19 protein-coding genes, 1 tRNA gene and 1 riboswitch are annotated in these 22,214 nt (G+C 34.5%); of the genes, 9 read left to right on the forward strand and 11 right to left on the reverse strand.

Annotation, left to right across the window (positions count from 1 at the left end; translation table 11 throughout):
* Positions 1-379: 379 nt before the first annotated feature.
* Positions 380-2,299 (forward strand): polysaccharide biosynthesis protein, encoded by a 1,920-nt coding sequence (locus ACPDG9_RS14790; RefSeq protein ID WP_430528492.1) that lies wholly within the window; start codon positions 380-382, stop codon positions 2,297-2,299.
* A 24-nt stretch (positions 2,300-2,323) separates the two neighbouring features.
* Here the strand turns inward: ACPDG9_RS14790 and ACPDG9_RS14795 are convergent, their stop codons facing one another.
* The 3 genes from ACPDG9_RS14795 to ACPDG9_RS14805 all read right to left on the reverse strand — a co-directional run bounded on the left by ACPDG9_RS14795 (position 2,324) and on the right by ACPDG9_RS14805 (position 4,245).
* Positions 2,324-2,953 (reverse strand): hypothetical protein, encoded by a 630-nt coding sequence (locus tag ACPDG9_RS14795; protein ID WP_430528493.1) that lies wholly within the window; start codon positions 2,951-2,953, stop codon positions 2,324-2,326.
* Between the two features lie 55 nt (positions 2,954-3,008).
* Entirely contained in the window at positions 3,009-3,737 is a 729-nt protein-coding gene (locus ACPDG9_RS14800) for a YggS family pyridoxal phosphate-dependent enzyme (protein ID WP_430528494.1), read from the reverse strand.
* A gap of 61 nt (positions 3,738-3,798) precedes the next feature.
* Positions 3,799-4,245 carry a GNAT family N-acetyltransferase gene (locus ACPDG9_RS14805; RefSeq protein WP_430528495.1) on the reverse strand — a complete coding sequence of 149 codons (447 nt, stop codon included), beginning with the start codon at positions 4,243-4,245 and terminating at the stop codon, positions 3,799-3,801.
* Positions 4,246-4,328: 83 nt separating this feature from the next.
* Here ACPDG9_RS14805 and ACPDG9_RS14810 point away from each other — a divergent pair, with 83 nt between their 5' ends.
* The 7 genes from ACPDG9_RS14810 to ACPDG9_RS14840 all read left to right on the forward strand — a co-directional run bounded on the left by ACPDG9_RS14810 (position 4,329) and on the right by ACPDG9_RS14840 (position 12,584).
* Complete coding sequence (locus ACPDG9_RS14810; protein WP_430528496.1) at positions 4,329-5,774, forward strand: PLP-dependent aminotransferase family protein; 1,446 nt, start codon at positions 4,329-4,331, stop codon at positions 5,772-5,774.
* A gap of 109 nt (positions 5,775-5,883) precedes the next feature.
* Positions 5,884-6,381: a thiol peroxidase gene (tpx, locus tag ACPDG9_RS14815; protein ID WP_430528497.1), complete on the forward strand. Its 498-nt coding sequence runs from the start codon at positions 5,884-5,886 to the stop codon at positions 6,379-6,381.
* A gap of 147 nt (positions 6,382-6,528) precedes the next feature.
* Positions 6,529-9,045 carry a DNA translocase FtsK 4TM domain-containing protein gene (locus ACPDG9_RS14820; RefSeq protein ID WP_430528498.1) on the forward strand — a complete coding sequence of 839 codons (2,517 nt, stop codon included), beginning with the start codon at positions 6,529-6,531 and terminating at the stop codon, positions 9,043-9,045.
* A gap of 17 nt (positions 9,046-9,062) precedes the next feature.
* Positions 9,063-9,707 carry a LolA family protein gene (locus ACPDG9_RS14825; protein WP_430528499.1) on the forward strand — a complete coding sequence of 215 codons (645 nt, stop codon included), beginning with the start codon at positions 9,063-9,065 and terminating at the stop codon, positions 9,705-9,707.
* A gap of 9 nt (positions 9,708-9,716) precedes the next feature.
* Complete coding sequence (locus tag ACPDG9_RS14830; protein ID WP_430528500.1) at positions 9,717-11,225, forward strand: LptF/LptG family permease; 1,509 nt, start codon at positions 9,717-9,719, stop codon at positions 11,223-11,225.
* A gap of 22 nt (positions 11,226-11,247) precedes the next feature.
* On the forward strand, positions 11,248-12,384 hold the full coding sequence (gene ribB / locus ACPDG9_RS14835) for a 3,4-dihydroxy-2-butanone-4-phosphate synthase (RefSeq protein ID WP_430528501.1): 1,137 nt from the start codon (positions 11,248-11,250) through the stop codon (positions 12,382-12,384).
* 115 nt (positions 12,385-12,499) lie between these two features.
* Positions 12,500-12,584: transfer RNA gene (locus ACPDG9_RS14840), tRNA-Ser, on the forward strand.
* A 417-nt stretch (positions 12,585-13,001) separates the two neighbouring features.
* On the opposite strand, the gene ACPDG9_RS14845 is transcribed toward ACPDG9_RS14840, so the two are convergent.
* From ACPDG9_RS14845 to ACPDG9_RS14880, 8 genes are all read right to left on the reverse strand, one after another.
* Positions 13,002-13,352: a hypothetical protein gene (locus ACPDG9_RS14845; RefSeq protein WP_430528502.1), complete on the reverse strand. Its 351-nt coding sequence runs from the start codon at positions 13,350-13,352 to the stop codon at positions 13,002-13,004.
* A gap of 4 nt (positions 13,353-13,356) precedes the next feature.
* Positions 13,357-13,893, reverse strand: a complete 537-nt coding sequence (locus tag ACPDG9_RS14850) for a hypothetical protein (RefSeq protein WP_430528503.1) — start codon at positions 13,891-13,893, stop codon at positions 13,357-13,359.
* Positions 13,886-14,473, reverse strand: a complete 588-nt coding sequence (locus tag ACPDG9_RS14855; protein ID WP_430528504.1) for a hypothetical protein — start codon at positions 14,471-14,473, stop codon at positions 13,886-13,888. The genes ACPDG9_RS14850 and ACPDG9_RS14855 overlap by 8 nt, the downstream gene beginning before the upstream one ends.
* A 650-nt stretch (positions 14,474-15,123) precedes the next feature.
* A riboswitch (SAM-I-IV-variant riboswitch) is annotated at positions 15,124-15,219 on the reverse strand.
* Between the two features lie 63 nt (positions 15,220-15,282).
* Positions 15,283-17,307, reverse strand: coding sequence for an ATP-binding protein (locus ACPDG9_RS14860; RefSeq protein WP_430528505.1), 2,025 nt, complete (start codon positions 17,305-17,307; stop codon positions 15,283-15,285).
* A gap of 233 nt (positions 17,308-17,540) precedes the next feature.
* Entirely contained in the window at positions 17,541-18,920 is a 1,380-nt protein-coding gene (locus ACPDG9_RS14865) for a hypothetical protein (protein ID WP_430528506.1), read from the reverse strand.
* Positions 18,921-18,928: 8 nt separating this feature from the next.
* Entirely contained in the window at positions 18,929-19,207 is a 279-nt protein-coding gene (locus ACPDG9_RS14870; RefSeq protein WP_430528507.1) for a helix-turn-helix domain-containing protein, read from the reverse strand.
* Between the two features lie 79 nt (positions 19,208-19,286).
* On the reverse strand, positions 19,287-20,075 hold the full coding sequence (locus ACPDG9_RS14875) for a hypothetical protein (protein WP_430528508.1): 789 nt from the start codon (positions 20,073-20,075) through the stop codon (positions 19,287-19,289).
* Positions 20,076-20,080: 5 nt separating this feature from the next.
* Complete coding sequence (locus ACPDG9_RS14880) at positions 20,081-21,424, reverse strand: phage integrase SAM-like domain-containing protein (RefSeq protein ID WP_430528509.1); 1,344 nt, start codon at positions 21,422-21,424, stop codon at positions 20,081-20,083.
* Between the two features lie 486 nt (positions 21,425-21,910).
* Here ACPDG9_RS14880 and ACPDG9_RS14885 point away from each other — a divergent pair, with 486 nt between their 5' ends.
* The gene (locus ACPDG9_RS14885) at positions 21,911-22,168 is read left to right on the forward strand and encodes an Arm DNA-binding domain-containing protein (RefSeq protein ID WP_430528510.1); all 258 of its coding nucleotides are present in this window, start codon (positions 21,911-21,913) and stop codon (positions 22,166-22,168) included.
* Positions 22,169-22,214: the final 46 nt, after the last annotated feature.

The raw sequence follows: 22,214 nt of genomic DNA on the forward strand, positions 1-22,214 counted from the left end.
TGGTTATCAGTGATCTGTTATCAGTGATCTGTTATGAGGTATCGGTCAATTTTTCTGAAATAAGGAAGTGTTCTCTTTAAACGATAATCGTCACAACCAACGACGCGCGACCAACGCACAACGCACAACGTACCATAAACATTTTTTATTCTATCGCAGTTTGTTCATTAGTAAGATTCTGTCGCGCTAAACACATCTCATTTTGTGTATTAATGCTAATATTGAGTTATATTATTAAATTAATTATTTTTTCGCTTGTTTTTTAGCTAATATTTTAAAATAAACTATTATTATAGAATTATCAGATAAATTTTTAGCTAAATAATGTTGAAAATGTAGTATCTTTGGAAAAAAGAGAATACTATCCAATTATATTGCTATGATTGAGCGTTTAAAAAGTAGATTGAAGAGAGATGTCCCTCGGGGTATTATATTTGTAATAGATATTTTTATTATTCTTTTTACTTATTTTATTTCTTTACTTTTCTTGAGTAATTTTTATGGAACTTATGAAGTAGAGCTGTTTTATTTGAAGTTGCCTATTGTTTTAGGAGCCTATGTTTTAAGTTTTTGGTTGGTAAAACCCTATCGAAGTTTGATTCGACAAACATCGATCAAAGACATTGAGTTGGTGTTTATTACCTGTTTTTTTGCTAGTATTTTAATTACAATTCCTGCGGTTTTGCAGCGAAACGGTTTGTTGACAGGGGAGCAAATGGACGATTATGCGAGACAATCCTATTCATTTATTGTGATGCATATGTTGCTTTCTGCAGCTATGTTAGTTTGTGCACGTTTATTTTATAGTCAGTTTTACCGTAGCTATATTTTAGATGTACGCAATGAAAAGCGCGTATTAATCTATGGGGCGGGTGATTCAGGTTTGATTACGTTGAATGCATTAGCAGCTGATACGAAAGTGAGAACGCAAATCATTGGTTTCATTGATGATAACGAAAAGAAGGTAGGACAACGAATTGCAGGCTATCGCATTTATGGAAGTAAAGAGATTAGCGCTGAATTTGTTTTGCATAATCGTATCGATGACATCATTATTTCCATCCAGAATATTCAGCGCGACCGCTTAAATGAGATTGCGGAGTATTTGGTAGAACTTCCAGTTAAGATTAAAATTATTCCAGCGGCTACAGATTGGCTTAATGGAAAGTATACCAATAGGCAAATTAAAGAATTGCGTATTGATGATTTGTTAGGGCGTAAAGCGATTAACCTTGAGAATCCGATTATTGCAAATGAGATTGAGGGTAAAGTTGTTATGATTACAGGTGCTGCGGGTTCGATTGGTAGTGAAATTGCTCGTCAAGTGGCGCTTTTTAATTTTAAACAGCTGATTTTAATCGATCACGCGGAGTCTCCGCTATACGATGTACAACAATCCATGGTGTCTCAACATAAAGACCGCATTGTATATGTTGTTGGGAATATTAGAGAGGAACTCAATATGCAAGCCATCTTTGAGGAATATAGACCTGAATTAGTGTATCATGCCGCTGCATATAAGCATGTACCCTTGATGGAGTGTTATCCTTATGAAGCCATTTACACCAACATAAAGGGAACAAAAAATATTGCTGACTTGTCTGTTGCTTTTGGCGTGAAAAAGTTTGTGATGATCTCTACAGATAAAGCTGTGAATCCGACGAACGTTATGGGTGCTACAAAGCGTGCAGCTGAAATTTACGTGTCAAGTTTAAAAGATAAGAGTAGTACAAACTTCATAGTTACTCGATTTGGAAATGTATTGGGATCAAACGGTTCTGTGATTCCTTTATTTAAGCGTCAGTTAGATGCAGGCGGGCCTTTAACGGTGACGCATCCTGATATTACGCGTTATTTTATGACGATTCCCGAAGCTTGTCAGTTGGTGTTGGAAGCTTCAATTATGGGGAAAGGCGGTGAAATTTTCGTTTTCGATATGGGTAAATCTATGAAGATTATCGATTTAGCTAAACGCATGATTCAGTTGAGTGGATTAGTATACCCTGATGATATCGATATTAAAATTACGGGATTACGTCCAGGCGAGAAGATTTTTGAAGAGTTACTCGCTAACGATGAAAATACCGTTAAGACACATCATGAGAAAATTATGATTGCACAAGTGAGGGAGCAAGATTTGGTCTTGGCGAAGAAGGATATTGAGAATTTATGCGTGAATGTCATGGATGAAGAAACGAAAAGAGACACAATGTACTTGGTTACGACATTGAAGCAAATTGTACCTGAATTCAAATCGCAAAATTCAATTTACAGTTCATTAGATCACATAACCGTATAAAAAAAGGCTATTCATAGCCTTTTTTTAATTTTGCCAAAGTTCTATACTCTGGAACTTAATTTCTTTTATTGTATTGCTTTGGGTGTTTCCAATGGGTTGATCAAATACAACCCAATACATCATTCTTTTTTTACTATCTGGATTGGTATAAATACAACTCAATAATGGTGAATTGGGATTATTTCCGCTGCCATTCTTGTATTTCATTGGCGTTGTACAGAAAGGCAATAGCTCTTCGTAATTTACGTTATAGGCATACTTAGGATCGCTGTACGTTACTTGGCCAGTTTGATCTAAGCTATAGCTACTTTTTAATAAAAACTGTACCCCAAAAAATAGTTTATCCCCCTGTTTTAATTGTTCAACAGTGAAGCGACTTTCTTCTGCTGTCGTGAAGGGAATATAATACATCTGATCTCCCTCAAAACCATCAAAAATACTGTAGGAAAGCGTACCTGTTTTTACTTCTTTATTGTCGATTCTGAATGTTTGTAAAAGTTGTTCTATTGCAGTAGGATCGGGCTCACTTTTCGTCATTTGATAGAGTAAAGCCCCTATTTTCTGACCAAAACTTTGCTCTTGTGCTCGTATTGTGGTTGAAAATAGGGACACTAACATTAGAATTAAAACAGTTTGTAAATTGTATTTTTTCATATTTTTTGTGTTTACAGTTAAAAATACAACTTTTATGCCAAACCAGGCGACGTGATTATTTGTTTTCGTTCCAGTAATAACTATCGGGATACATTCGCTCACCAAAAATAGCTGTACCAACACGTACAATTGTCGCTCCTTCTGCGATGGCGATTTCGAGGTCACCACTCATTCCCATGGAGAGTTCTTTCATTTCTACGTGGGGGATATTGAGCTTTAAAGCCTCTTGTTGAATGTTTTTGAGCAATTTAAAACAAACGCGTACTTTGTCTTCTTCTGCGCTGAAAAGACCAATTGTCATGAGTCCTTTAATGTGCAACGTGTCTAACATAGCTACTTGCTGTATTAGGTTAATAGCATCTTCTGGGGCAACTCCAAACTTGCTTTCTTCATTGGATGTATTAACTTGAATCAAGACATCCATTGTTTTATTCTCGAGAGTTAGACGTTGGTGTAATTTAGTTGCTAAGTCGATGCGATCAATCGAGTGGATGCAAGAAACGTTGTATTTTAGAATCTCTTTAATTTTATTGGTTTGTAGGTGACCAATAAAGTGGTTAGTTGGATTAAGATCGCAAAGTTCGTCGTATTTTTCTTTTATTTCTTGAACTTTGTTTTCCCCCATTAACGTTAAGCCTGTCTCTAGCGCTAGGCGAATCCGTTCGGCAGGAACTGTTTTAGTTGCTAATAACAACTGTACGTCTTTGGGATCTCTGTGGTTGGTTAAGCAGGCGCGCTCGATGCGGGCTAAGATGTGCTCTATGTTTTCTTGTATGTGCGACATAGCAATAAAATAAAGGGTAAAACAAAAATGGCGAAGCCGAAACTTCGCCAACAAACTAGACTTATTTCCGCCAATTATAGTAGTTATGCACTCCATCGTACTGAAAATCGCATTTCGGATAGAGATTATTACCTATGATGTTCGTTTTTTCTGTTTCGAGCATTAGACCACAAGCTCCTGTTTCTTCACACCATTGTTTACTGCGATTGATTAAAGCAACAGACAACCCTTTTCCTCTGTAATCAGGATGTACAAATAAGTCGCTTAAAAGCCATTGTTTTTGTAATTTAATGTAGTGAAAGAGTTTGTACAATTGAACGAAACCTACTGCTTTTTGGTCGTAAATAACCAAAAATATATCAGATTCACCTTGGAGAAGACGCTCTTTAATGAAAGAGGTACTCTCTTGTAAATCTGTTTCTTGTCGATAAAAAATCCGATAAAGATTAAATAGTTCAGACACTTCTTCTAAATCTTCTACGCTTGCTTTTTTAATAGTGTAATTCATCGTTATTTTTCTTTTATTAGACAAAAGTATGGGCTATTAGGACTATCTTTGTGGTCCAGTTAAGTTAATATTAGTAGTCCAATATGTTGCCGTTTGAAAGAATCATACCCATAGATAGAGAAAGCAAAGTACCCGTTTATAGGCAAATTGCCATTTCGTTAATCAATGCGATCAGTCAGGGGATTATCAAGGCAAATACGCATTTGCCCAGTACGCGAGATTTAGCAAAATTGTTAGGTGTACACCGCAAGACTATTGTAGCTGCTTATGAAGAGTTAGAAGCGCAGGATTGGGTCGTTTCCGTTCCGCGTAAGTATGTAGCAGTATCAGCTAAAATACCAGATTTACATCCAAAGAAATGGACAGAAGAAGGTGCAAATCAATCTTCTTATGCAGCTAAGTTTGAATTGTCTTTTAAGCAAATTACGCCACCTTCGACTAAAGATCAATCTCTTTTGCCAACGGTGATTATTGACGATGGATTTCCCGATGTTCGGTTGTCTCCCATTGACGATTTGCTTAAAATTTATCGCTCCTATACTTCAAAAAAACACAGTATTCGCACTGCTACGTTTGGAACAGCTCAAGGTAGTTTGAAGTTGAGAACGATAGTAGCAGACTATCTATCAGAGACTCGCGGACTCAATATCGAAAAGGAGCATGTGTTGATCACCCATGGAGCACAAATGAGTATTTATTTAGCGGCTCAACTTTTACTTACTTCAGAAGATGTTATAGTGGTTGGAAAGCCCAACTATGGCATGGCAACTCAGGTTTTTGAACAAACAGGAGCTACCGTTCTCGAAGTTACTGTTGATGAAAATGGACTTCGAGTTGAAGAAGTAGAAGCGATTTGTCGCACGCAAAAAATAAAAGCTATTTACGTTATTCCACATCACCATTACCCAACTACGGTAACGTTGAGTATTGAAAGGCGGATCGCCTTGTTGAAATTATCTCAACAGTATGCTTTTGCCATTATTGAAGACGATTATGATTATGATTATCACTATGCCTCATCTCCCTATTTACCTTTGGCAAGTAGTCAACACCAGGGCAATATCATTTACATTGGTTCTTTTTCCAAGTTATTAGATCCGTCCATACGCATTGGATTTATGGTGGCGCCATTTAACTTTATAGCACAAGGGGTATCGTTGAGAAAACTAATTGACGTTGGTGTAGATGGTTATATGCAGAATGCTTTGGCTGAATTGATTCGACAGGGAGAGTTGAAAAGACACCTTAAGAAGGCGAAAAAATGTTACTTTTTTCGTCGGGATTATTTAGACGAATTGTTGCAAGTTCACTTGAAGTCCTATGTGGAGTATCAATTACCCACGGGCGGGATGGCTATTTGGTTAACGTTAAAGGCTCCTTACCAAATAAAGCAGCTCGTTGAACATCCACAATTGGCAATAAAGCGAATAGATGTAGAACTGAATGCTTTTCGCTTTGGTTTTGCTTCAATGAATGAAAGAGAATTAGAACAAGCAGTTTTAACCTTGAAAGAAGTATTGGACCACTAAGTAGAGGATATGCCCTTTGTATTGTTGTTTTTGCGACAAGACTTCGCAAGATTTAAACGCATTACTTAGGCATTTTTTCGTATTTTTGTTTGACTAAAAAAAGTAAGGTATGGCAACAGTTACATTAAAAAACAATCCTTTTCACACCGTTGGAGAGCTACCGAAGATTAACACAGTGGCTCCAGGTTTTGAATTAGTAGGAACAGATTTAGCAACAAAAAAATTAAGCGATTTCGCTGGAAAAAGAGTTGTACTAAATATTTTTCCAAGTGTGGATACACCCACTTGTGCAATGTCAGTGCGTACATTTAACGAAAAGGCAGCTCAATTGGAGAATACAATTGTTTTGTGTATTTCAAAAGATTTACCTTTTGCGCAAACTCGTTTTTGTGGAGCAGAGGGAATTGATCAAGTTGTGATGTTATCTGATTTCAGAACAGGATCATTTGGGCAAGCTTATGGTCTGACTTTTTCTGATGGTCCTTTGGAAGGGTTGTTATCGCGTTCAATCGTTGTGATTAATGAAGCAGGTTCTATCGTTTACACAGAACAAGTTGCTGAAACAGCGAATGAACCAAATTACGAATTAGCTTTAGCTGCGCTATAACAGCAAAGACACTAGCAAGTAAAAGAAGATATTTTTAAAGAAAAGAGTTCCTTTTTGTAAGTAAAACATCGAACCTTCTTTAAAGATATCTTTTACTTTATTACATTAGCTAGAAAAAGAGCTTAGTTTATCAATTGCTACGAATAAATGGAAAAAGAAAAAAAATCAACGAATAAAAAAAAATCTCCTGTTGAAACTAAAAAATACGATACTGCTATTTTAAAGAATTCGCGTTTTTTATTTTCTATTTTATTGATTATTATAGGTATATCACTTACTTTAAGCTTCATTTCTTATTTTATTTCTGGAATAGAAGACCAAAGTAATTTAGCTGCAGTAGGAGATAGAGAATTGGAAGTTCACAATTGGCTAGGTAAACTAGGTGCTTATCTTGGTCATGTATTTATTTATAATGGATTTGGGCTTGCTTCTTTCTTTTTTGCTAAGCTTTTAATCCATACTGGGGTATATGCCTTTTTTGGCATTGCTTCTCGAAGAATTAAAAAAGTTATTTTTTGGGATCTTACTTCGATGATTTTGTTGGGGAGCTTCTTAGGGTTCTTTTGGAATAGCAATCCACTGCTAGGTGGAACTGTGGGTTACGAAATCAACCTGTACTTGACAGATTATCTGGGAACAGCGGGAACAATCTTATTAATTAGTTTTATCACTTTAACGTTCTTGTTGTTTCGCTATAAGTTATCTCCAACGAAGATTAGAGATTTTATTGCAACTATACCTGCAAAATTTTCTTCATTTTCAGCTAAAGCAAAATTGGATGATGCTAGTTTTGATCAAGTGACTCCACCTGTTCAACCGGTAGAACAAGAGCCTATTCCAGCAACAACAGTAGCAATCAAAGAGGAGGAGGAAGATTTTAGTCTTGTTGCTCCACCTATGCAAGAAGAAACAAGCACGGAAACCGAAATGGTTAAAAATACGGCTTTTACTATTGATCACAAGAGTATTAAACCTACAATTGGCCACAGTTCTGAGTTGAATTTACACCCGAAAAAGGAAGAAGAAAGTAAACCTATGCAGGTTGAGCAAAAAGGACCTTCGGAAGAATTTGTTATTGAAGCTGCTCAAGATGAGGGAACGGTAGAGGAGAATTTAGCGGCACAATTGGTTCAAGATTTTGGAGAGTTCGATCCAACGTTAGAATTGTCTAACTATCAGTTTCCAGCCATAGATCTTTTAAAGGATTATGGAACGGGAAGTATCACCATTAACCAAGAAGAGTTAGAAGAAAATAAGAATAATATCGTAGAAACGCTGCGAAATTATAAAATAGATATTGCACAAATTAAAGCTACCGTTGGACCAACGGTTACACTATACGAAATTGTTCCCGAAGCGGGAGTCCGTATTTCCAAGATTAAAAACCTAGAAGATGATATTGCTTTGTCTTTAGCAGCATTGGGAATCCGTATTATTGCGCCGATTCCTGGAAGAGGAACTATCGGTATTGAGGTGCCAAATACAAATCCATCTACCGTTTCTATGCGTAGTGTGATTGCTTCACCTAAATTTCAAAGTGCTGAAATGGAGTTGCCGGTAGCGCTAGGGAAAACCATCTCCAATGAAACCTTTGTAGTGGATTTAGCTAAGATGCCACACTTGTTAATGGCAGGGGCAACAGGACAAGGAAAGTCGGTAGGATTAAATGCTTTACTTACTTCTTTGCTATACAAGAAACACCCAGCAGAAGTAAAATTTGTTTTGGTGGATCCGAAGAAAGTAGAACTTACGCTTTTCAATAAAATTGAACGCCATTACTTAGCGAAATTACCTGATTCTGAAGAAGCGATTATCACAGATAATGCGAAAGTTATTAATACATTAAATTCTCTTTGTATTGAAATGGACAATCGTTATAGTTTGTTGAAAGATGCAATGGTACGCAATATCAAAGAGTACAATGAGAAATTCAAACAAAGGCGTTTGAATCCCGAAAATGGACATCGTTTTCTGCCTTATATTGTCTTGGTGATTGACGAGTTCGCAGATTTAATTATGACAGCTGGAAAAGATGTGGAAACGCCAATTGCTCGTTTAGCCCAGCTAGCACGTGCCATTGGAATTCACTTGATCATTGCAACACAACGTCCTTCGGTCAATGTTATTACGGGGATTATTAAAGCCAACTTCCCTGCTAGAATTGCGTTTCGCGTTACTTCGAAGATCGATTCACGTACAATTTTGGATCAGCAAGGTGCGGATCAATTAATTGGACGAGGGGATTTATTGTATACACAAGGAAATGAGTTAGTTCGTGTACAATGTGCATTTGTTGATACGCCAGAAGTGGAGAAAATAACAGAATACATCGGTGGACAGAAAGCGTATCCTGATGCGTATTTATTACCGGAATACGTTGGTGAAGAAGGAAGTGGAGTTGATTTGGATATGGATATAAGCGAACGCGATTCTTTGTTTAAGGACGCCGCTATTGTCATTGTGACGGCTCAACAAGGTTCTGCCTCTCTCTTACAGCGAAAATTGAAATTGGGCTATAATCGCGCAGGAAGAATTATCGATCAACTGGAAGCAGCTGGGATTGTGGGACCGTTCGAAGGGAGTAAAGCACGCAGTGTATTAATTCCAGACTTAGTGGCGCTGGAACACTTCTTCCAAGAAGAACAAAATGATCTATTTAACTAAGAAAACAAGAAACAAAAATGAAAAAAATACTAGTACTTTTATTGACTTGTACTGCAGCGTTAACTTATGGACAAACGAGTCAACGCGCTAGGAACTATTTAGATGAAGTAAATAAAAAAATAGCGGGATATTCAACGATTTCTATTGACTTTCACTATGCCCAAATTGACGGTAAATCGGGGGATATCAATCAAGAAACAGAAGGACATATTGATTTAAAAGAGAATTTATATCGCTTGTCTTTCATGGATATGACGCGTATTTTTGATGGAAAGAAAATCTACACGATCAGCGATGAAGATAAAGAAGTGACTGTTTCTAAATACGACCCCAATAAGATTGACAATGCTTTACCACTTCAAATACTAACTTTTTATAAGTCAGGGTATGATTTACAGTGGGATATTGCTCAGAATATCAAAGGAAAAGAAATTCAATACATTAAACTTATTCCAACAGATAAGAAATCGGGAATAAAAGAGGTGTTGGTAGGGGTAGATCACGCTACAAAACAGATCTATACTAAAATTCAAGTGAATAAAAACGGATCGAAGTCGGTGTTGACGGTTAAATCTTTTAAAACAAATCAAAGTATGTCGAAAAATCACTTTACCTTTACAAGCGCAGATTATCCAAATTATTACATCAATAACATAGATTAATTACGCTACGTGAAAATACTTGATCGCTATATACTAACCTCTTTTGTGTCAACGCTGTTTACAGTGTTTATTATTCTCTATTTCATATTCATATTACAGGGAATTTGGTTGTTCATTACAGAATTGGCCGGAAAGGATTTAGATTTCTTTATTATTGTGCAGTTTTTACTGTTTTATTCGCCTAAGATGATTCCCTTGGTCTTGCCTTTATCAGTGCTATTAGCCTCGATCATGACTTTTGGAAACTTTGCAGAACACTACGAGTTTGCCGCAATGAAAGCTTCTGGGATTTCTTTAAAACGCGCGATGCAACCGCTTTCTATCTTTATTGCCATACTAGCTATTATTTCCTTTTGGTTTGCAAATGACGTTATTCCAAAAGCTGAATATCGCTTTATCAATATGAGAAAGGAGATTTTGCAAACTAAACCTGCGATGGCGATTGCCGCCGGACAATTTAATGATGTAGGAGCGATTAATATAAAAGTAGATAAGAAAACAGGCGATAAAGGGCAATATCTCGAGAATGTTACCATGCATATCAAATCGGCCTCGGGTTATGATAATAAAGCTGTTATTCGTTCTATAGATGGTGAATTAGCGTCAGATAATACTTCGAATATTTTGAATTTGCATCTCTATGATGGAAATTACTATGAGGATGTCGTTCCTAAATCAAGTGCGCAAATGAGAAAAAAGCCCTTTATAAAAGTGGCTTTTGAAAAGTATACCATGAATATTGATCTAGTTGCACTGCAAGATGACGGTGCACAACGTGAAGAGATTAAGAATACCTATCATATGTTGAATATCAAGGAACTAACGTATACGATAGATTCCTTAGAGTCAAGCTTAACGAAGGAAAAGAATTCCAATATGGAAAATCTATTAGTTCGCTATAATACGATTTATACGCCATACAATTACAAGGCAAAGACAGCCGCTCAGTCAAGTGAAATACCAGTGATTGACAGTTTAAAAGTAAAAGAAAAGAGTATTGAAGGCGAATTTTTAACCGCGTTTACACCCAATAGTCAAGGGAGAATTGTACAATCTGCCATTGACTATACAAACAATATATTGTTCAATACGGAGAGCAATGATGCTTCTAGTTTGGCACAGATTAAAAAGATCAACGATCACTATTTGGCCTTATACGAAAAGTTTGTAATTGCATATTCATGCTTTTTAATGTACTTTATTGGAGCACCTTTAGGGGCGATTATCCGCAAAGGTGGATTGGGATTGCCTATTGTTTTCGCCGTTATTATTTTCATCCTCTACCACTTTGTCAATACATTTGGGAAGAAGTTAGCACAAGAAGATGGGATTCAACCGATTTTAGGTGCTTGGGCAGGGGCATTAATCTTAACACCTTTGGCAATTTTCCTTACGCTCAAGGCAACAAGAGATAATGGAGAAGTAAACTTTTTAGGCTTCTTTTATACCGTGGGTGACTTCTTTAAACGATTATTTTCCAAGAAGGAACAAACAGAAGAAAAACAAACCATAGAATAACACACACAAAAAATACTTAATTATGTCAACGAATCACATTCAACTAAATACGATAGAAGAAGCTATAGCAGATATCAAAGCAGGAAAGGTTATTATTGTCGTGGATGACGAAGATCGTGAGAATGAGGGAGATTTTATAGCAGCAGCGGAGATGGCTACTCCAGAAATGATCAACTTTATGGCCACTCATGGGCGTGGATTAATTTGCGCTCCATTGAATGAAAAGCGCTGCAAAGAGTTGGATCTAAAACCCATGGTGCAAAACAATACCGTATTACACCAAACGGCATTTACGGTTTCTATAGATTTGATCGGCAATGGATGTACAACGGGTATTTCTGTACAAGATAGAGCTAAAACGATTTTGTCTTTAGTTGATGAATCCACAAAACCAGAAGATTTAGGACGCCCTGGACACATTTTCCCTTTGATTGCGAAACAAGGCGGAGTATTGCGTCGAACTGGGCACACGGAGGCAGCAGTAGATTTAGCTCGTTTAGCTGGATTTAAATCTGCGGGTATCTTAGTTGAAATCCTAAATGAAGACGGTACAATGGCTCGTTTGCCACAATTGATTGAGGTGGCCAAAAAATGGGATTTAAAAATCATCTCGATTGAAGCATTGGTTGCTTACCGCATGAAACACGATAGTTTGATCGACAAAAAAGAAGATTTTGAAATTGAAACGCGTTTTGGAAAATTCCGCTTACGCGCTTATCAACAAATAACCAATAAACAGATTCATATCGCCTTGACAAGAGGGGAGTGGAGCGAAGAAGAAGCGATATTAACGCGTATCAATTCGATGATTGGAAGTAATGATATTTTAGATGCGTTAAGTGGTAAATTGGATTTGCGCATCGAAGCTGCTTTCAATAAGATTAATGAAGAAGGTAAAGGTGCTATTTTATTCATCAATCAAGATGCACAAAATATTAGTTTATTGAGACGTCTAAATTTCATTAAGGAGCAATTAAGCGGTAAATTGGATATAGAAACTCCAAAGTTACCTGGAGACGAAAAAGATTTTGGTATAGGAGCTCAAATTTTACATGACCTTGGTATCACCAATATTCGTTTAATGACCAATTCTGAACCAGAAAAACGCGTAGGTATGATGGGATACGGATTGGAAATTACCGATTATGTAACCTATTAAAAAGTAGTGTGTGAGGTAGTTGTGTTTTTTTGCATTAAAAATAGATTTTCTTTTTTGCATAATTGAAAAAACGCACTATATTTACACTCGCAATACAGAAGTAAAGCAGACTACTGGAGAAATGGCAGAGTGGTCGATTGCGGCAGTCTTGAAAACTGTTGACTGTAACAGGTCCGGGGGTTCGAATCCCTCTTTCTCCGCAACAATTAACCGTAAATAACTAAATACCAGTTGTTTACGGTTTTTTATTTCTTTATTTAGTCAACATTTAGCCAACAATTTCAAAAAGAGTTAATTTTTTAGACCTTTTCACACTTACCAAACCTTTGCCAAATTACATTGCTCTGATGTTGTTTATTAACCCTCTCCCTGATTAGGTTCTTTTCCTTTCTCCCTGATGACAATCAACCAAAATAAGAGTAATTTCATATAGAAGCATAAAACACCTTGCAGAGTTACCCTAACAAGTCGAGCAGAGAAAAAAAAGTTGAAAAATATTCTACCAAAAGCAGAAGTAAAGACCCCACCCATACCAACATAATCGAATTTCTTTTTGAATGAAACAGGGGGTATATTGCCCATATACTATTTACTCTCGTATTTACAGAATTTTTTACTTATTGGCTTTTGTCATAAATCAGACTTAGGATTGTTATGTTTTGGGTAGAATATAACAGTATATTGATTAAGCCTGAAATGATGATGAAAAGCAGGAAAGGGGCTTTGTTTTGGACAGATTCTGTTTTACTGTTACTACCTCCTTTGTAGTATCCGTTGAGGTAGTCATACAACGGAATAGAAAGCCACAGAAAGCCTGAAAACAGAAGCGTTGAGATAATTCCTGTCAATGGTAATAAAACCCAAAGAACAGGCTTATTTAGCATATCTTCATTCAGGTAGCTTAGAACTGTTGTAATACTCGAAAAAATGAGAATTATCCAAGTCTTATGTTTGGTTATTAGCCCCATAGGGTTAGCTTTTTAACGTTTTGATACTCCATTTTGTAGCATAGTAGATATAACGAAAAATGAACAAAATGACAAGCACTCCTGTAAACACTTTCAAACCTAACTCGTCATCATCTCCAAATCCCAATACAAACAATATTGTTATGGCAATCAGAAACAAAACAAACCCTGACAATACAAACAGAAATTCTCTTGCTATAACTCTCTTTATCGACTTGTATTTGCCTTTGTTTAGGGCTTGTTCAACTTTATCAGATTGAGAAATTGTATCCACTCGTTGAGGTGTGGATACTGTTTCATTTACAGGTTCATCTTCTGTAATTTCAGTCGGTTTAAGCTCCTCTAATTCGTCCAAAAGTTGTAAAACACCCTTGCTCTTAACTTCTGCTTTTTCTTCGTCAGAAAGACTGTTAAACCAGTTTGTTTTGGTCAGATAGTTATTTGCTTTACTAAGTAAATCGTTGGTAGTATGAGAGGTTTTTGAGTGTTTTTTCAGTTCTCTGACTAAGTCTAATGCTATATCGTTTGGAATATTATTCATCTTTGTATTGATTTAGTTTGCGTTCAGCGTTATTTAGAATTTCTTGTAATCGTTCATAATCTGTGTGGTCATTGAGATTTAATTCTTTAATCTCTGACAAACTATCAGTTTCTTTATCGTCCTGAACAGGCATTTGTATCACAGAGTTATTCAAAGCATCTCTTAGAGCTAAATATTCGGATTTATGGACAATCTTCATTAGCCATAAATTAAAGGCTTTAGACAATCTGTAAGCTCCGAAAACAGACAAGACTAAGAATACAAACCAAAATTTTTCAGCTATAACACCTACTATTCCTTGACCTGAAACAGATGTATATGTGCCGTCTGAATTATACCCACTAAACAAATCAAATTCGTCAATGATATAACCCAATAATGTCATTAGTAAAGAAATTAGAAAGAAACTAACGAGAAGACTAACAACAAGTGTAATTAGCTTGATTCCTATATGAAAATTGGGAAGTATCTTAACTTGGTTCTGCTTTTTACACAGGAAAAACTCTTTACCTTGAAATGAGATTTTTGTTTTTTGATTGTTTTCTAACTCTTTTACCGTTTTTTGAATATCTGTTTCCATTCCTGAAAATATCCACCAGTACCGAAAGTGAAGTTTGATTTTGAACAAAAGAAAAGCACGGTACTTTAGCTTACTGTTCAAGAGGCACTGGTATTGCCCGAAACACAAATAAGCCAAGCCCGTGCCTAAACACGAGCATTGAGCCTATTATTCTTGTGTTTCTTAAAAATTACCAGTTTTCTTGAACAAGATTAATAGCTAATGCTAATCTATTTTTTACTATCTAAAATTTTCTTTTACTTATATTTTCTGTTTTATCATTTCTGCAAATTTACGAATTGTGATACATATTCTACTGATAAACATCTGATTTATCAAACTAATTTCAGGAAACTTCTGCTTTCGTTCTGAAACTCAAACCCATTATTCGTCAGAGAAATTTTCCCCTTGACTTGTACTGACTTTGTTTCAGAAGATAGAACGATTGGACTTTTACCAAGATTCCTTATGAATAGCTTATGAAAGATTATAAAGTATAAAATTTGGAGCTTCTCTCCTGTGATACCAATATCTATTTCCTGATTGTAAAGCCTTACTAATGATTCAGTTGTTTCATATACCAATCTGTGAAGATGAAACTCTGCAAAGTCATCAACGTCAATATCCTCGCAAAAGTGTAGAATTGTGTTTTTAATTTCAGAATAAGAATCTTTCATACATATTTTTTCTTTAGAGTTAGACTCATCGTTTTACCACCTTCGCTTGTCAGCAGGTTGGTAGTGCTTTTGCACTTCTTGATGAATGGGGCAAAATTAGAAAGTAATTTACTACCTACAAAGTAATTTACCAATTATTGAATATAAAAATTACTATTGACTTTGATTAATCTCTATAATCTTTGTTGTCATTGAATCTGAACTATCCCTGTTCAGGCTAATTCCTTTTATCTTTAGTTCGTCTTGAATGACCTTTTTATCAAAGTCTAACTTATCCAGCAGATACTGGTGCTTTATCTCAAATGTTCTAAATAAGTCATCCCAAGTTAAAGCATATATTTCATAACGTCCTGCTTGTTGAACCAAGAAACGTTTTCCTTTATCTCTAAAGGCTTCATATTGTTTTTTTATGTAATCATCAACTTGGTTACTTATTACATAGAATTTCCAGTTTCTCAATTGGCTATTGAACCTGTCTTCTTTCAGAATAAAATCTAAATAATCATCAATCTGTCTAAATTCTGTTTTCGTGATAGGTACAGTAGGTCTTTTTAGCTCTATAAGGATGTTTTCTTCTAATTGGTACTGCTCATCTTGTGTATCAGGAATATTACGCTTTCTACAAGCAAATATGTCTGGTCGTCTTTTCCAATCGTAAGAATTAATTTCTTGCTTTTCTGTAATACCGTCAATTATGTACAAGTAATTTGAAAGTAATTCTTCAAAATTTCTATCAGCTGATGTTAAGTGATATTGTTCTCCAAACATCCAGTAATTTTCTTCAATGACTTTTTGAATATGGTTTCTTTCTGTTGTAAATTTTTTTAAATCAAAAGTCAAGGTTTTTAATAACTCTACGACTTTATATCTATCATCAATCAGTTTTATTGTTTCTGTTATTTTTGAAAGTCCTGTTTTCTTTAACACTTTAGAAAGTTCTTCTCTTTCTTCACTTGTCAGCCTTGTTACATTTTCAATAATGGTTATTATATTTTCTCTTTCGTCTGTATCTAATAACAGATTAAGAAAACCTATAAAAGTAACTTCTTGTTCTGATTTTAGACCTTTGAATATTTTTGGTTGAACACAGTAAAGCTCTTTAACAACGGTAATTAAATCTTGTTTTCTTGCTTGTTCATAATCATTTTTTCCAAATTTTGGAAAAACTCCCTTACTTTCATATTTAAGAACTAAATCATTAGCAGCATTTTCTCTGACAAAGTCTTTTTGTTTTCTGAATAGAAACTCGTTCAAGTCCTTAATAAGTGTTTTAAAAACTATATGTGTTTGATTTCTATTAAATATATTTTCGTCACTATCATTGCTATCTAAAACAAAACTGTCAAAGTATTGAGATTCCACGAAAACGCTATGATGAAAATCTATTGCGTTGTTGTTGTATGATGTGAGCTTTTTGGCACTTTCTCTTTTTTCTCCATTCAAGAAGTAGTAATAGTACTTATCTCCAATACTTTCATTCCATCTAATGTATGTAACCAAAAACTTATGATTAATGTTATCATTATCTTTGATTGAAAGCTCTCTAATATCACTTTCTGCTATTATAGATTGATAATTGATAGGGGTGTCATTTATACACAGGGAAAAATCATTATCCTTATTTAAAAATAAAAACCAACCAAATTCTCTGACCAAGTGTAGTACAAATTCTTCTGAATCGAAATGATAAGCAGTCACGCCAAAAAGCTCATCAAGTATTACATCTGTACCTGTTGGCTTATCATCATAAACTTTTTTATTAAGGTCTTCGTATTCGTGTTTACTATTCTTTGATATAACAATATCATAAGCAAGTGTTTTGCCGTCCTGTTTACACGCCGTTTTCCAAGTGGCTTTACCTGCCAATGTAGCAAAAGAATATCTACCTTTTCCCTTTTTACCTCTCGTGTAGGATGACCTTTGAAATGAGTTTCTTTTTTGAGAATCTAAGAAAGCACCAAAGGTCTGATTTAATGTGCCGTAGTCAATTCCCTCTCCATTATCAGATATTGTTAGAGAATTAATTGTATCTATTTCGTTGGTGTCGAATTTTATGTTTACCCAAGTTGCTTTGGCAGCATAACCATTCCATATCAATTCTGCAATCGCCTCCTTATAGTCTTTAGGAATCCCTGCTGATTCAATACTGGTATCATTGATAGATGCTTGATTTTTCATAACAACTCTTTTGTTTAATAGAGATTGACAAATATAGTTTTTAATCTCTTGACAACAAAGGTATATTCTTATTTCTTGTAAAATAAAAAAATGCTAAATACTGATTATCAATATTTAGCATTTTTAAAATTTTACTGATTTTGAAAAACTGCAACATTAGGGGGTAAAAGGATTGTTATACATATAGTATATACTACAAGTATATTCTTTACAGGTATTCCTTACTATTATTATTACCAGTATTCCTCTTTAGTATTTACTTTTAAAGTTGTTATATCATACAACAGTCTTTCTGTTTCTTCTTTCAGTAGAGGTAGATAATTCTCTGTCGTTACCAAGCTGTCGTGAATGCTCCATAAAGGAATATCAGGATATTTCTTGTTAAATTGCAAAGCAACATAGTCTAACAAACAGTATGCTTCTATATGACTTAACAATGTATAAAGCTCAACACATTCATTTTTGATATAACTCATAATTTTGAATACACTTGGAAATTTATCTCTGAACATTTTTATCTCTGGAACAGTTGATTTAGAACTACTATAAAAAATCTCCATAACAACCGATTTAGCAAAATCTCTTTCAGATTCGTAAACTTCTTTTTTTCTCGGTTCTTCTTTGTTAATTATTTTCTTTTTACGATTAGAGTAATTTGTAACCATTCTGAATGGCTTTCCTGCTTCATCATAGGTAATATCTAATTCTTCCTGAATCAAAGTGTAAAAATCTTCTTTATCATCAATAACTGACAGAACAAACCTTTCTACCTCATCTCTGTCAATTTCCAAAGCAAATAACTCTTCTATGTTTTTATTTGTCAATAAAGAGGTTGAAGTTGCTCCAATCTGCTTAAAAAGTTTCTTGTCCTTTGACAAAATAGCTTTCAGAATAACCGACAAGAAATAAGGTTGTGAAGTCCGAACATCAACACAGCCTAAATATTTTCCTTTGTAGGTTACAAATGCTCTAAGAATCTTGTTTAATCTTGTTAGACTGCTATGTAACCTGTTATCAGATTCAGGTTTAATGGAATAATGCCAGTCCTGTGTATGAAATTCGGTTATAAGTTGTGTGCCACACAAATATTTTGCATAATTTTCTTTTAGATACGGTTCTACTACTTTAAAAGCCTTGCGACTGTTAATCTGTAAATGCTCATCAAAGAACTTAACAAGATGAGGTCTTTGAGCTTTACAGATTTCTTTTCCTTTTACAACTGTTGTTTTATCTGTAAACTTACCAAGTAGTTTTTTATCTGTAATCGGATAACTTACAATCTCATTACAAGAATACTTATCAGCTATTTTATAAGTTCTGCTTTCTCCTGTATCTGCTCCATACTCCTTAACCAATTCTATCAATTCTTTCTTAACTAAAAAATCAATGTAGGTTTTGTAATTGCTGGAATATTCTTTCATTATTTGAGAATTTAGTCGGGCTGTTCTTTCTTCCTGTTCTTCACTTCTGTAAAAAGTAGGTAATTTATTGATTAGGCTTACAAAGAATACTGCGTAATCGAGTTTTAGCTGTTTTTGACTAAATTGGTTGTGCTGAATCAAAAGCCCTCTTAAATCGCTTAAAAGAACTTTTTGTATAATGACTGTTTTCATAGCAACGATTATTTTTGTTGAATCATTGCTTTGTCAATATCAGACTGTTTGTAGTAAACTCTACGTCCGATATAACAAGGCATTAAATACCCTTTATTCTTCCAATTCCAAAGAGTGCCTAAATCGACTTCTAACAGTCTGGCTGCTTCTTTTCGAGTTATATAACCCTCTCTTTGAACTTGCGGAGTTAACGAGTTTTTTAATGCCTTAATTTCAGATTTTAATCCCTCTAAAATCTCTTGTTGTAACTGTTGGGGATTTACCCCTAAAATTTGAATTTGTTCCATAATATTTCTTATTTTATGATTATGGTACAAAGGTCTATTAGGGGGATTTTAGGGAATCCCTAAAAAGATTGAATCGAATTTAATCAGGTAGTTCTACTCCTAACTCTATGAGTTTTAATCTGATTTTTTCGACAGACTTCTCATTACTGAACGGATTATTTTTTTGACTAACTTCTCGATTGTTTATCGGGTTAAGTGCTGATTGTATTGATTGTGGTTTCTCTCCAGTAATAGCACTCAAAACAGATGCTATTTGATTATTGGAAACACCATACTTGTATTTACTTCTTACGAACTCAATTACACCTAAAAGTTCTAAGTAAATAATTTTCTGCGATAAGTTAGTATCACTCAAGTCTATTAATTCGGTTTCATTACTTGAAATTGTATTTTTTACATAATAAAATTTCAAATTGTTGTAATCATCTTTTGTTTTAACTAACTTGTATCCTAATTGATTAACACTATCTTGTAAAAATTCTTTAGTTCTCCGAAAAGAAGCCTTTATTTGCTCTCTTAACTCATCAGGACTGTAATATTCGACTTTATCCTCATTCAGTAAGATATAATCATTCAGAATAAAATCAATCTCCAAAACATCAATTTTGTCTTCTAAAAACTTTGATAATCTTTGTTGGTAATGATTTTGGTATATACTGAATGGACAGCCAGTAAAATATTTCCCTTTCTCTGATAGTGATTTATACTCTTTAGCAAAGGATTGAGTTAGTTCTGTTCCCCAATTTTTACCTGTTTTCTTGTTTATGTGAAATTCAGGTTCAGAGGGTACGTCAGGAGGTAAAACTCTTGCAAACTCAATAAACTCATCTAATATTTTCGTTGTTTCTTTAAACTCTACTGGTATCATAACTATCAATTATTAGCTGTTTTTAAAACTGTTAATTTTACTGGTTCTTTGTCATTCTTTGTTTTCTCTCTTTCTTGAGCTTTGTTTTTCCATATTTCAGCTAACTGGAGAGAATAATCAATCGGCTCTTTACCTATGTAATTCAAAAACATTTCTTCTGTACCGTGTCCTGTGATGTTCATTAATAAAGGTGTTGGATATTCTCTTTGAGCATAAAAGTTTGTAGCAAAACTTCTGCGACACGAATGGGAAGATGCTAATTTCCATTTGGCGTGTTTACCTGTTTTGTTTCGTTTTGTTTCGTGGTCGAGTAAATTACCAGTTACCACATCGTTAATTTCAGCAATCTCACACACGTCTTTGATATGTCTGTTAAACAAGGTTGTACAGCTATCCATATTCTCTGCTAATTTCGGTGGAAATTTACCCTTTCTTTTATCTAATACTTTTTGTACTTCTTCGTGAATAGGAATCTGAACTAATTTATCTGTTTTCTCCTGTGTTAATACCACAAAGTCATAACCTCCTATTTTTTCAATCATTTTGGTATTCATTCTAAATAAGTCTGATGCTCTTTGACCCAAATAGCAACCTATCACAAACCAGTCTCTTGTGATGTTATGAACATCTTTCTTAAATTCCTTATCTCTAATAGTATTAATTTCATCGAACGAAAAAGTAACAATCGGAGGTTTTATTGTAAATCCAGTAAAATCATCAATCTGTACACTCACTTCTATACCGCTTTTACGAGCATCTCTGATAATTGTTTTCACAAAACTTATATATCTACCTGCTGTGTTCTGATTAATTTTATCTACTTGGGTCAAGTATTCCAAGAACTCACTTCTAAAGTTCAAATCTACGTCCTTGACTAAATATTTTTTCTTTTTATGTATTTGAAAATCTTTTAGCTTAGATACGATTGTTGTGTACTTTGTGATAGTGTCTTTGCTTACTCCCATTTTACCTCCTTGTGAAACCCTGAAAGGAAGTCGGCTTATAAAATGCTCTCCGTACTCTACCAAATATTCTAACGATTCAGGTTCTTTCCTACCGTGAAATAAGTCTATAATCCCCAATAACCAATCTCCGTCTATAAGAACTCCTTTGGAGTTATCTGTATTGAATTGCTCAATAACAAACGATTCTAACTTTTTGAGATTAGACTGTATCTGTTTGTTATGTGCATTGTTCATTTTCGGAAAACTTGTTGCACTACTCCAGTCTTGAGGATTACAAACATAACCAGTCTTTCTCTTTAATCCTTTTTTTCTTCCTAAAGAAAGACGGAGATATACTGGTGCGTTAGGATTACTGCTCTGTAAAAGATATTTGATTGTAGCCATAATGAGAATGTTTTACAGCCACAAAATTAGTGATTAAAATATATTTAGTCAACATTTAGTCAACAATTATTCAATTTATTTCAATCTTAAAAAACTTAATTGAATATTAAAAACACCATAATATGCTGTTATTAAGTAAATTATTTTACATCGAGATTGATTAAGATTGAAGTAAATTATATAAAAAATGATTGTTTAAGTCCCTCTTTCTCCGCTGATTTATAAAAGATAACTTTTTAAAAGTCATCAAAAAAGCACAAAACCTATGATTCACAATGAGTTATAGGTTTTTTCTTTTTTAGGGGTATCGCATTTTGTTCAAAAGTGCACGTAAAAAGGTTATAGATTCGGTGCACAAAAAAATATTCAAGTGATGCGCACCTTTCAACTTAGCAAACCCTGACGCCAAAGGGTGCCAGAGAGTTTTAGACTGTGATTTTGGAACGTTTTAATTCGACATTTATTAATATTAAAAACAGTTGAATTATGTTAGAAAAACAGTTATCAATTAATTTCTTTCTTAAACCCAATAGAGAGAAAAGTGATTTAAGAGGTGTTTACCTTAGAATCACAGTAGATGGTATTCGCAAAGAGACTTCTCTTAGTCACAAGTGGGATATCAAAAGATGGAACCAAAAAGCAGGTCGTGCTAATGGCGCTAAAGAAGATGCTAAAACGCTAAACTACATCTTAGATACAATCATATCTAAGATTTGGATATCCAAACGAAATCTGGACAATTAGTTAAGCAGCTTTATTACTATTTATTATTTGATTAAATTCGTTGATT

This window comes from Myroides sp. C6-3, from assembly GCF_050522425.1.
Lineage (GTDB): Bacteria > Bacteroidota > Bacteroidia > Flavobacteriales > Flavobacteriaceae > Flavobacterium.